Annotated in this window: 11 protein-coding genes; 8 read left to right on the top strand and 3 right to left on the bottom strand. The window is 57.5% G+C overall.

Going from position 1 to position 12303, the window contains the following annotated elements; translation table 11 throughout:
- Positions 1-42: 42 nt before the first annotated feature.
- The 5 genes from acsA to ACEQ15_RS09695 are packed head-to-tail and all read left to right on the top strand — an operon-like array spanning position 43 to position 5151.
- Positions 43-1815, top strand: coding sequence for an acetate--CoA ligase (acsA, locus tag ACEQ15_RS09715; protein WP_370278966.1), 1773 nt, complete (start codon positions 43-45; stop codon positions 1813-1815).
- Entirely contained in the window at positions 1799-2803 is a 1005-nt protein-coding gene (gene pdhA / locus ACEQ15_RS09710) for a pyruvate dehydrogenase (acetyl-transferring) E1 component subunit alpha (protein WP_370278964.1), read from the top strand. Before acsA ends, pdhA begins: the two co-directional genes overlap by 17 nt.
- Positions 2800-3789: an alpha-ketoacid dehydrogenase subunit beta gene (locus ACEQ15_RS09705; protein WP_370278963.1), complete on the top strand. Its 990-nt coding sequence runs from the start codon at positions 2800-2802 to the stop codon at positions 3787-3789. The genes pdhA and ACEQ15_RS09705 overlap by 4 nt, the downstream gene beginning before the upstream one ends.
- Positions 3786-4889, top strand: coding sequence for a dihydrolipoamide acetyltransferase family protein (locus ACEQ15_RS09700; RefSeq protein ID WP_370278961.1), 1104 nt, complete (start codon positions 3786-3788; stop codon positions 4887-4889). Before ACEQ15_RS09705 ends, ACEQ15_RS09700 begins: the two co-directional genes overlap by 4 nt.
- Positions 4890-4899: 10 nt before the next feature.
- Entirely contained in the window at positions 4900-5151 is a 252-nt protein-coding gene (locus ACEQ15_RS09695) for an acyl carrier protein (RefSeq protein WP_370278960.1), read from the top strand.
- A 41-nt stretch (positions 5152-5192) separates the two neighbouring features.
- Here ACEQ15_RS09695 and ACEQ15_RS09690 read toward each other — a convergent pair whose 3' ends face one another.
- Positions 5193-6548, bottom strand: a complete 1356-nt coding sequence (locus tag ACEQ15_RS09690; RefSeq protein ID WP_370278959.1) for a DegQ family serine endoprotease — start codon at positions 6546-6548, stop codon at positions 5193-5195.
- 339 nt (positions 6549-6887) lie between these two features.
- Here ACEQ15_RS09690 and ACEQ15_RS09685 point away from each other — a divergent pair, with 339 nt between their 5' ends.
- Entirely contained in the window at positions 6888-7181 is a 294-nt protein-coding gene (locus ACEQ15_RS09685; protein ID WP_370278958.1) for a co-chaperone GroES, read from the top strand.
- A gap of 26 nt (positions 7182-7207) precedes the next feature.
- Positions 7208-8800: a chaperonin GroEL gene (gene groL, locus ACEQ15_RS09680; protein ID WP_370278957.1), complete on the top strand. Its 1593-nt coding sequence runs from the start codon at positions 7208-7210 to the stop codon at positions 8798-8800.
- Positions 8801-8840: 40 nt separating this feature from the next.
- Here groL and ACEQ15_RS09675 read toward each other — a convergent pair whose 3' ends face one another.
- Positions 8841-10472 carry a cation:proton antiporter gene (locus tag ACEQ15_RS09675; RefSeq protein ID WP_370278956.1) on the bottom strand — a complete coding sequence of 544 codons (1632 nt, stop codon included), beginning with the start codon at positions 10470-10472 and terminating at the stop codon, positions 8841-8843.
- Positions 10473-10823: 351 nt separating this feature from the next.
- On the opposite strand from ACEQ15_RS09675, the gene zapB reads away from it, so the two are divergent.
- Positions 10824-11009, top strand: coding sequence for a cell division protein ZapB (zapB, locus tag ACEQ15_RS09670; RefSeq protein ID WP_370278955.1), 186 nt, complete (start codon positions 10824-10826; stop codon positions 11007-11009).
- Between the two features lie 251 nt (positions 11010-11260).
- Here the strand turns inward: zapB and ACEQ15_RS09665 are convergent, their stop codons facing one another.
- A complete protein-coding gene (locus tag ACEQ15_RS09665) occupies positions 11261-12187 on the bottom strand; it encodes a LysR substrate-binding domain-containing protein (protein ID WP_370278954.1) in 927 nt (308 codons plus the stop codon).
- Between the last annotated feature and the right edge of the window lie 116 nt (positions 12188-12303).

Genomic DNA, 12303 nt, shown 5'->3' with positions numbered 1-12303 from the left:
TGCTCGAAAGTGACGTTTTGGTTTTTTGAGCAGGTTCCTGATATGCACCTCGCAACCAACCTAAAAGAAGAACGGTACGCTGGCGTCACGCCCAACCTGACCCGGTACGCCGACACCTATAAGAATTTTCGCTGGCAAGACGTTGGTATCTGTATCGATGGCCTCCCCGATGGCGTCGTCAATATCGCCTATGAGGCGGTTGATCGCCATCTTGTGCACGAACGGGGACAAAAAACCGCAATCCGCTGGTTACCCAAAACCGGTGCACCGCAGGAGCTTAGCTACGCCGACCTGGCCGAACAGACCAGCCGCTTCGCATCGGTCCTGCAGATGCTGGGCGTACGCAAAGGGGACCGGGTGTTTGGCCTGGCGGGCCGTGTGCCCGGTCTGTATATCGCCCTGCTGGGCAGCCTGAAAAACGGCTCCGTGTTCTCCCCCCTGTTCTCCGCCTTCGGCCCCGAACCGATCCGCTCGCGAATGACCATCGGTGACGCCCGCGTGCTGGTCACCACCGAGAAACTGTATCGTAAAAAAGTGATGCCCTGGCGGGATAAGATGCCGGATCTGAAACACGTCCTGCTGATGGACACCTCCGACAAGCTGCCCGAGGGCTGCCGTGACCTGGAAAAACTGCTCGCTAGCGGTGATCCCCAGTGCCCAGTCGAACCTACTCAGCCGGAGGATATGGCGCTGCTGCACTTTACCAGCGGCACCACCGGCACTCCGAAAGGCGCGGTGCATGCCCACCAGGCGGTGGTCTACCACATCATCTCCGCCCGTTACGCACTGGATCTGCATCAGGAAGACACCTACTGGTGTACCGCTGATCCGGGCTGGGTCACCGGCACCTCCTACGGCGTGATCGCCCCCCTCTGTTGCGGCGTGACCATGGTGATCGATGAAGCGGAATTTGATGCCGATCGCTGGTATCAGATCCTGCAGCAGGAACAGGTCAGTGTCTGGTATACCGCGCCCACCGCCATCCGAATGCTGATGAAAGCCGGGGATGACCTGCCCGCCCAGTATGACCTCTCCCATCTGCGCTTTATGGCCAGCGTGGGTGAACCGCTCAACCCGGAAGCGATCCACTGGGGTGAACGGGTACTTGGACTGCCCTTCCACGACAACTGGTGGCAGACCGAAACCGGCGGCATCATGCTGGCCAACTTCGCCTCGGAGCCGATCCAGCCGGGCTCCATGGGGCTGCCGCTGCCAGGCATCGAGGTGGCCATCGTGCACCGGATGCCCGACGGTAATCTGGTCTTTACCGATGAAGAGAAGGATATCGGCGAACTGGCACTGAAGTGTGGTTGGCCCTCCATGTTCCGCGCCTACCTTAATGCCGAGGAACGCTACCTCTCCTGCTTCAAGGACGGTTGGTACCTGAGCGGTGACCTCGCCTACCGTGATGCAAAAGGGTACTACTGGTTCGTCGGCCGCGCTGATGATGTCATCAAGTCCGCCGGCCATCTGGTTGGCCCCTTCGAAGTGGAAAGTGCATTGCTGGAACACCCGGCGGTGGCTGAAGCCGCCGTGATCGGCATCCCCGATCAGGTGGTGGGTGAGATGGTAAAAGCTTATGTGGCACTCAAGGAGGGCTACGCCGCCGACGAACAATTACGCAAAGAGCTACTGGGCCATGCCCGCAAACACTTGGGCGCCTCCATCGCGCCCAAAGAGATCGATTTTCGCGACAACCTGCCTAAAACCCGCAGTGGCAAGATCATGCGCCGTTTGCTGAAAGCGCGGGAGTTGGGTTTACCCGAAGGGGACACCTCAACCCTGGAGAGTGATGAACATGGCGCCCGCAAATGACAAACCTCATGTCCGACGCAGCCACCTCCTAGAGTTGCTGCACGGCATGATCCGCATCCGCCGTTTCGAGGAGAAATGCGCCGAGCTTTACACCCTGGAGAAGATCCGTGGGTTCCTCCATCTCTATATCGGTGAGGAGGCGATCGCAGTCGGCTGCAACGAAGCGTTGACGAAGGACGATGCCCTGATCTGTACCTACCGCGAACATGGCCATGCCCTGGCCCGTGGCGTCTCCATGGCCGCAGTGATGGCCGAAATGTACGGCAAGCTCAATGGCTGCAGTCGGGGTCGCGGGGGTTCCATGCACCTGTTTGACGCGGATACCCGTTTCTACGGTGGTAACGCTATCGTTGCCGGAGGCCTGCCACTGGCGGTGGGACTGGCGCTGGCCGACAAGCTGCAAAACCGCAAGCGGGTTACCGCCTGCTTTTTTGGTGAAGGCGCCGTCGCTGAGGGTGAGTTTCACGAAAGCCTCAATCTGGCTGCGCTCTGGCAGTTACCGGTGCTGTTTGTCTGCGAAAACAACCTCTATGCCATGGGTACAGCCCTCAAGATTTCCGAATCCGAGCAGGATATTCACCAGAAGGCGGCCGGCTACAACATCAAGTCAGAGGCGGTCGACGGCATGAACGTGGTGGAGGTTGAACAGGCCGCCCAACGGGCCTGCGACGGTATCCGGGCCGACGGTTTACCACGCTTTCTGGAGTGCCGTACCTACCGCTTCCGCGCCCACTCCATGTTCGACAGCCAGCTCTACCGCGACAAGGCGGAGGTGGAAAGCTGGCAACAGAAAGGCCCCATCGTGCAGCTGGTGCAGTGGCTGCGGGACTACCACCAGCTGGGTGACGAAGAACTCGGCAGCCTCGAACGCCAGGTGGAGCTGGAGCTCAGCGAAGCGGTGGCAGCCGCTGAACGGGGCGAGTTCGAATCCGTGGATACGTTGACCTCAGACGTATACACCGCCAGCAGATCGGAAGGTGCGGCATGACTGACAACAGCACCATGAGTTACCGCGAGGCGATCCGGCAGGCCTTGCGCGAGGCAATGAATGAGGATCCCCGCGTTTTCCTGATGGGTGAAGACGTTGGTCACTACGGTGGCTGTTACGGCGTGTCCAAGGGGCTGCTCAGTGAATTTAGCGACGAACGTATCCGCGATACGCCCCTTTCAGAATCCGGCTTTGTTGGCGCGGGTGTGGGCGCCGCCTTGGGTGGTATGCGTCCAATTGTTGAGGTAATGACCGTTAACTTCAGCCTGCTCGCCCTCGACCAGATCGTGAATAACGCCGCCACCATCCGCCATATGTCTGGCGGGCAGTTCAGCGTGCCCCTGGTGATCCGCATGGCCAGCGGCGCCGGTCGCCAGCTGGCGGCACAGCACTCCCACAGTCTGGAGTGCTGGTACGCCCATGTGCCCGGGCTCAAGGTGCTGGCTCCCGCCACTGTTGCCGATGCCCGCTATATGTTGCAGATGGCGCTGGATGACCCCGATCCGGTGGTGATTTTCGAGCATGTGATGCTCTACAACAACGAGGAACCGGTCCCCGCCGCAGACCAGTGTCCACCGATGGAGCAGGCACTTGTCCGCCGCGAAGGCAGCGACCTTAGCCTGATCACCTACGGCGGCTCTCTGCCGAAGGTATTGGCCGCGGCTGAAGAACTCTCCCACGCGGGTATCAGTGTCGAAGTACTGGATCTGCGTAGCCTACGCCCACTGGATACAGAAAGCATTGTGCGCAGTGTCAGTAAAACCCACCGTGCCCTGATCATCGACGAAGGCTGGCGCACCGGCTCACTGGCCGGCGAGGTCAGCGCCATCATCATGGAGCAGGCCTTCTGGGAACTGGATGCGCCGGTAGGCCGGGTCTGCAGCCAGGAGGTGCCAATCCCCTACCCGAAACACCTGGAAGATGCCGCACTGCCCCAGCGCAGCGAGATCGTGCGTAGCGCCAAACAGATTCTGGGGGTGGTATGAACGAACTGACCATGCCCTCCTTTGGCGCGGATATGGAGAGCGGCGTTGTCAGCGAGTGGCGTATCAAACCCGGCGACCGGATTCAGAAAGGCGACATCATCGCAGTGATCGAGACCAACAAGGGCGCCATCGATATGGAGACCTTCCAGACCGGTACCGTCCATGAACTGCTGGTTGAACCCGGTAGCCGTGTCCCGGTGGGTACGCCGATTGCCACCCTTAGCGATGATAAAGCGGAAGCGCCCTCAACTGATTCAGTGATAAGTACACGTCCCAAAGCGTCGCCCCTGGCCCGGAAACAAGCACAGGTAAGGGGTATCGATCTGAGGGGCCTCAGTGGCAGCGGTCCCGATGGCGCAATTTTGGCCGCTGACCTGCCCACTCCGATTCCACACCGGCCTGAAGTCAACACCCCGGTACCGGGTGATGAAAAAGAGATGATGCGTCGGGCCATCGCCGCCGCCATGGTGCGCTCCAAGCGGGAAATTCCCCACTACTACCTCGCCACCACCATCGACCTGCAAACCGCATTGGAATGGATGACCCAGTACAACCACGACAAGCCCGCCGACGAACAACTGCTGATGACCGCCCTGCTGCACAAGGCGATCGCACTGGCATTGCTCGACAGCCCAGAGCTAAACGGCTTTTACCAGCACGGCCAGTTTCAGTCCGCCGACGAGATCCACCTGGGAATGGCGATCTCGATCCGCACCTGGGGACTGATCACACCCGCATTGCACCGGGTCGACAGGGCTCCGCTTCCGGAACTGATGCAGCGAATGCGGGACCTCACGTTGCGCGCCCGCCGCGGTGGCCTGCGTAGCTCCGAGATGACCGATGCCACCATCACCGTCAGCAGCATGGGCGAACGCGGTGTGGAAACCCTGTTTGGCGTGATCTATCCACCGCAGGTGGCGTTGATCGGGATCGGTTGTCCGCAAACCCGGCCCTGGGTGGTGAACGGCGCGGTCTGCCCACGCTTGTTGGTCAACGTTTCACTGGCGGCAGATCACCGGGTCAGCGACGGCCACCAGGGCGCTCAATTCCTGCGCCGGGTAACCAAGCTGCTACAGCACCCGGAACGCTTGCTGGACTAGAGGAGATACGATGGAGATCGCACAGATTGAGGTAATCGTTTTTGAAGAGCTGCAGAATATCGCCCCCGAACTGGTGCCCTCGGAGCTGGATCGGGATGAAGACTTGCGCGAAGAGCTGGATATCGACTCCATGGACTTTATGATCCTGATGGTGGCGCTGGGTAAACGCTTGGGGATCAAGATTCCCGACCAGGACCACCACTTGCTTACCAGTCTGAACAACTTACTCGGCTATCTACAGGAAAAATCCGGCCAGAACTGAATAGGGAGAGCATTATCATGCTCCCCCTGTCCTTCCGGTTATTAACGCAGCAGGACAAAGAAGCTGCCACGCCCGCGGTTTACACGCAGCAACACTTCACTCGCCTCCCGGCCCAGTGCTTTCTGCATATCGTCCAGATCACGCACGCGCTGGCGATTCACACTCACAATCAGATCACCTGGACGTAACCCGGCGAACGCTGCGGCGGAGTTCCGATCCAGGGACGTTACAACCACGCCTTCACGGTCCGCCTGGTTCTCGAAACGTACGCCGGCCAATAGCTCGTGTCCCACTTCACCGATTGCAGCGATGCGGCGCGGATCACCCACTTTTACATCCAGCGTAATACGCTCGCTGTCCCGGAACAGGGCGACTTTCACCTCCTCACCAATCCGTTTCACACCCACCAGACTGCGCAGCTGGCTGCTGTTTTTGGTTGGCACACCATCAACCGACAGGATGATGTCGCCCGCTTCGATACCCGCCTCTTCAGCAGGGGAATCTTCCGCGACACCGGTCACCAGCACACCAAACTCGCCGCGTTTGAGGCCAAAGGCATCACGCAGATCGGAGGTAATGTCCTGGATACCCACACCCAGCTGGCCACGACGGACTTTGCCATCTGCCAGGATCTGCTCCATGCTGGCTTTGGCCATGTTGGTAGGGATGGCAAAGCCGATACCGATGTTGCCGCCGCCCCGGGAGATAATAGCGGTGTTGATGCCGATCAGTTCACCACGCAGGTTCACCAGCGCGCCCCCGGAGTTACCCGGGTTGATGGAGGCATCGGTCTGGATAAAGTTCTCATAGCCCTCGATTCCCAGACCGCTGCGCCCCAACGCGCTGACAATGCCGGTGGTCACGGTTTGCCCCAGACCAAACGGGTTACCGATCGCCACCACAAAATCTCCCACCCGCAGGTTCTCCGAGTTCGTCATCTTCACCTCGGACAGGTTTTTAGCGTCGATCTTCAATACGGCGATATCCAGCTCAGGATCCACACCCTGCAGCTCAGCCTTAAAAGAACGGCCATCGATCAGTGACACCTGAATCTCATCGGCGTCCTTGATTACATGGAAGTTGGTCAGCACTACCCCATCACCGGCATCAACGATCACACCGGAGCCTGCGCTCTGTTCACGCCGCTCGGTCTGTTGGCGGTACTGTTCATCGGGGATATTGAAGAAACGACGGAAGAAAGGATCGTTCAGCAGCGGGTTGTAGAGCTGGCGGTTCGAGTAGGTGGATATGTTCACCACAGCTGAATTGACCGACTCCAGCATCGGCGCCAACGAAGGGAGCGGCTGGCCCTGGCTATCATGGGTAGGTAACCCCGCAAACACGCAACTGCTGAAGAGGATCAGCAGACTGGCACTTACTCGTTTCATCAAGTTCATGTGTCATCTCCTGTCACTGGAAATTGATAGTCAGTCCCATAAAGCCTGCCGATACGATGCACCACTAATCCGTGCAGCATTGCTGAAAGGACGACCGGTTCAGAGTACGCAATATTGAGTGGGTACTTTGAGCGAAAGTTTCAAGTGGCTGGAAAAAAATATCGCGCGCCCCCCCAAAACCCACCAGTGCCCCTGCTCTCCCTTCATGGATGAGGCGATGAAATTTTTTTCGATTGCAGTGCTTGAAATCGTTTTTGGCCGCCCTTAATTATTTTTTCGCCGGGCGATACCGCCCGTAATAACGATGTGAATGTGTTTTATTGTATGGAGTGAAATGAAATGAATGTTCGCCCTCTACATGATCGCGTACTCATTGAGCGCCTGTCTGAGGAAAGCAAAAGTGAAGGAGGCATTATCCTGACCGGGAATGCCGCCAAGAAATCCAACCGAGGAGTAGTGAAGGCCGTCGGCGCCGGTAAGTTACTCGAAAACGGCCAGCATCGCCCACCCGCCGTCCAGGTAGGCGACACCGTTTTATTCAAAGAGGGCTTCAGTGCCCACACCGAAAAGCAGGACGAGAAGGAGTACCTGATCGTCCAGGAAAGCGACATTTTGGCAGTTATCGACGCGTAAATTTGTATTCAGGAGGTTAACAACATATGAGTGCGAAAGACGTAAAGTTCAGCCATGATGCCCGCGAGCAGATGCTGGCTGGTGTAAACATCCTTGCCGATGCGGTAAAGGTCACCCTCGGCCCTAAAGGCCGCAACGTGGTACTCAACAAATCCTTTGGTGCGCCAACGATCACCAAAGACGGCGTATCGGTCGCCAAAGAGATTGAACTGGAAGATAAATTCCAAAACATGGGCGCACAGATGGTGAAAGAGGTTGCGTCCAAAGCCAACGATGCGGCCGGTGACGGCACCACCACCGCAACCGTAATTGCCCAGGCGATCGTTAATGAGGGCCTCAAGGTGGTAACGGCTGGCCTCAACCCGATGGACCTGAAGCGTGGTATCGACCTGGCGGTGAATGCGGCGGTTGAGGAGCTGCAGGATATCGCCAAGGACTGCTCCACCTCGGAAGAGATCGCCCAGGTGGGCACCATCTCCGCCAACGCGGACCATGAGATTGGCCGCCTGATCGCGGAAGCGATGGAAAAAGTCGGCCGCGACGGGGTGATTACCGTTGAGGAAGGCCAGTCGATGCAGAACGAGCTGGAAGTGGTGGAGGGTATGCAGTTCGACCGCGGCTACCTCTCACCGTACTTCATCAACAACCCGGATAAAGGCCAGGTCGAGCTGGAAGACCCGTATATCCTGCTGGCTGATCGCAAGATCAGCAACATCCGCGACCTGCTGCCAATTCTGGAAGAGGTGGCGAAAGCGGCCAAACCATTGCTGATCATCGCCGAAGATATTGAAGGGGAAGCGCTGGCAACCCTGGTGGTGAACAACATGCGCGGCATCGTCAAAGTGGCTGCCGTTAAAGCACCGGGCTTCGGCGACCGCCGCAAGGCGATGCTGGAAGATATCGCGATCCTGACCAGCGCCACGGTGATCGCCGAAGAGGTGGGACTGAATCTGGAAGGCGCTACCCTGGAACAGCTGGGTCAGGCCAAGCGTGTGCTGATCACCAAGGACACCACCACCATCGTGGACGGTGCGGGCGGCGACGATGCGATCAAGTCCCGCTGCGACCGCATCCGCCAGGAGATCGAGTCCACCAGCTCCGACTACGACCGTGAGAAGTTGCAGGAGCGGCTGGCCAAACTCAGCGGTGGCGTAGCCGTACTGAAGATTGGTGCGGCCACCGAAGTTGAGATGAAAGAGAAGAAGGACCGTGTTGACGACGCGCTCCATGCCACCCGTGCAGCGGTGGATGAAGGTATCGTCGCCGGGGGTGGTGTGGCTCTGGTGCGTGCGGCCTCTCGCCTCAACGACCTGACCGGAGCCAACGACGACCAGAACCACGGTATCCGCATTGCACTCACTGCGATGGAAGCCCCGTTGCGCCAGATCGCGCAGAATGCTGGCGCTGAGCCGTCCGTCATTCTGGATAAAGTACGCAGTGGTACCGGTAACTACGGTTATAACGCGGCGTCCGATGCATTCGTGGATATGCTCGAAGCCGGCATCATCGACCCTGCCAAAGTAACCCGTAGCGCACTGCAATACGCGGCATCCGTGGCCGGCCTCATGCTTACCACCGAGTGCATGGTGACCGAGCAAACGGCCTCAGATAAGGAGTAACTACAAACGTAATCGCGGCGGTCAGATGACCGCCGTTTTTTTATATACGCCCTTCCCTTTCCTGCAGCGCCTGTACCAGCGCCAGTGCCTTCTGATCTTGGGTATTAATCGACTGAGTCGAACCCACCAGATCCAGCTCCGCAATCAGTTTATCGTTGGAAGAACAGACAAACACCGGCACTTCCGGCGCTACATGCTGCAGCGTATGTGCCACCTGACGGATACGTTCTTCGTTGCTCATGGCAATGACCACGGCACGCGCCTGATCAATATGGATACCCCGTAGAAACTGGCTACGGCTGGCGTTACCAAAGATCACCGGCAGGTAATCATCGGTGGCGGCGCGGTACATATGGCCCTCGTGCTCCACGCCAACGTAGTCGATATCTTCACGCACCAGATGCTGTGCCACCCGTTTACCCAGCGAGCCAAAACCACAGATCACCACCTGATTGGCTTTGACGTGATCATGCCCACTGGTCGGCTGCTCGGCAGATACCTCTTCATCTTCGTCACCCTCCCGCACCAGCAAATCGGTGATGCGGTCGAGCGAGCGGAACAGGAACGGGGTCAGCATCATGGTAAACACAATCGCCATCACCAGAATCTGGCCAAATTCCTGATCCATAAACAGGTCGTTGGCCTGAGCGGTTTCAAAGATCACAAAGGAGAATTCACCACACTGGGAGAGCAGCAAGGCGGTTTTCAGCGCGGTACGGGTACCGTGGAACACACGGATCAGGGCAAACAGGATAATACTTTTCACCACCAGCAAACTGATCATCACAGCCAGGATCAGGAACAGGTTTTCCAGCACAAACGGTGGGCTGACCTGCATCCCCACGGTGATAAAGAACACCCCCAGCAGCAGGTCACGGAACGGGATCAGGTCCGCTTCCACCTGATGTTTGTAGTGGGTTTCGGCGATCACCATACCGGCGATAAAGGCCCCCAGAGAGTAAGAGAAACCCAACGTATGGGCTAGTTGTGCCGCGCCGATCACAAACAACAGCAACGCGCCGACAAAGATCTCGTTGGAGCGGGAACCAATCACCTGCTCCATCAGGTGTGGTGTGGCAAAACGGGCGCCAAAGAACAGCAGGGCAAAGACGATGGCGCCGTCGATCACCACATCCAGCAGCAGCTCCGGCACACTCTGGTGGTTGCTGGCGAAGATCGACACCATCAACAATACCGGGATCACCGCAATATCCTGGAACAGCAGCACGCCCACTGCGTTACGGCCGTAGAGATTGCCCACCTTGCGGTTCTTGGTGAGCAGGTTGAGCACTATCGCGGTGGAGGACAACGCCAGCGCCAGACTGACGATCAGGTTCACTGCCGGTTCCAACGCCAGCAGGTAATGCCCTGCGGCGAAGAACACCGTTGCGGTAATCCCCATCTGCAGGGTGCCGTAGAGGAATACCTCTTTTTTCATCAGCCGCAGTTTATGCGGCGAAAACTCCAGCCCGATGGTAAACATCAGAAAAACGATACCAAACTCCGCCACCGTCTCCAGGCTGGCGCTGTGTTCCAGATCAAAGGCAAATCCCACCGCCATACCGGTGAGGATATAACCGATCACGGACTCCACCTGCAGCTTCTTCAGCAACACGTTGAGCACCAGTGAAAGCCCGGCACAGATCAGGATCAGAGTAATGAGGTTTTCCATACGTATGTCATTCATTCCACAGATTTTTCTACCCTGATCATAACCATCAACAGGGTCAAAGGTAAGTAGTCTGGCCGGGTTGTTGATGGGGGTCAGTCAGAGGCCTAATCGCTGCAACTTCCTCGGATGGATGCGGTCCTCTTTTGGGGAACTTATGACAGATCTATGACTCCCACCAGCGGGCCGGATAACGCTGGGTTTAGCTGCTTGAAACAGGTATTGATCACTCCCTGCACAGCATTCCGGTCAGCAATTAAACAGCAGGCAAATTACGACTGTTCAGACACCCTGGGCAGGCCTATAATCGCCCGCTTTTACGATGTATCTCTAAGTTTTGGACGGATAAGTACGATGGAAAAAGAACTGCTGGAACAACTGGGTTCTAAAATTGATTCTCTGCTGGATGAGCTGGAGCTGCTGCGCATGGAAGTGAGCGAGCTGCGCAGCGAACGTGACAACCTGCTGGTAGAAAAGAACGAATCTGCCGAGCGTGTTAAAGCGCTGCTGAGCCGCTTTGACAGCCTGAACATCGCATAAGTCTCTTGAGGTCGGCGCCTCCCGTCATGCCGATCTAGGATTATGTGATCGCTGAAGCCCCGGAGTGGTGTGTATGACTCCTGTTTCCTGCTCCGGGCTTCCACTCTCTCCTGTTTGCCCCTTGCTTTAGCTTCACCACGACTCGGTCGTAGGTTGGCCTTCGCAACGCGAAGCCCAACAGTTACGGGATACTTTTGAGTCGACTTGTTGGGCATCCCTCCGCGATGGCCAACCTACACTTTCTTTCGATACTACACCTCTCCCTGAAACAGAATATCCACCCGGTTGATCTCCTCTTCCAGGATCTCGATAAACGCCGAGGCCAGCAATGACTGCGGGCGATGCGCCGGGGTCAGGATCGATACCAGCAGCGGCACCACCGGTGCAAACGGCTTGAATACCAGCTGTGGTTCCACCTGATGGTAGTCGTAATAACTGCTGGCGGTGATCGGGTCGCAGATGCAGTAACACAAATTCTCCTCCACCAACTTCAATGCTGGCTGGAAGTTGCGCAGCTCAAAGCGTGGTTCAAAGACCGCCTTGGCCTTGCGAAACGCCTCCTGGGTGGCGATCAGGTTGGGATGGTCTTCCTGCAGCACCGCCAGTGGTTTGCCTGCCAAGTCTTCCGGCGTGATCAGCTCCTTCTGTGCTAGGGGATCGTCGTGGCGCAATGCGCAGACACAACTGAGGGCAAAGTCCTTTGTGGCCAGCGCACTGTTGGGCGGCGGTGTTTCTGCGAAACCTAAGTCGTACTGCTGCGAGGCCACCCACTCCTCGATGATGGAGGAAGCACGCATCATCAAAGAGACCTTCACCTGCGGTTTGTCGCGCACAAAGTCCGCGACCAGTCGCGGCATCATGAACTGGGAGGATGCGGGCATACAAGCGATCCGCAACCGCCCTTCCTTCAAAGACGCCAGCTCCTTCATGGTGCGGGAGGTGTGGGCCAGACGCTCCAACACCGCTTCAGTCTCCTCTAGGAAGAACATCGCTTCAGGTTTACGCACCAGCCGCCCGCGTTGACGCTCGAACAGGGTTAATCCCAACTCCTCTTCCAAGCTGGCGATCGCCGCACTGACCGCCGGTTGGGTGCGGTTAAGCGCCCGGGCCGCTTCTGAGATGGAGCCGGTACGCATCACTTCACGAAATGCCTGCAACTGGCGAATGCTGAGATTCATAAAACCCTCTGATTCCTAAGGCGATATACGCAGACCATAAATTAAATCTATGGACTGATCAATATTATCGTTTTGATTTTATAGGGTGCCATTGCGAGTATTTCTGAACGAATACA

The organism is Pontibacterium sp., assembly GCF_964228735.1.
Taxonomy (GTDB): domain Bacteria; phylum Pseudomonadota; class Gammaproteobacteria; order Pseudomonadales; family Balneatricaceae; genus Pontibacterium.
This window is presented reverse-complemented; position numbering and strand designations above follow the sequence as displayed.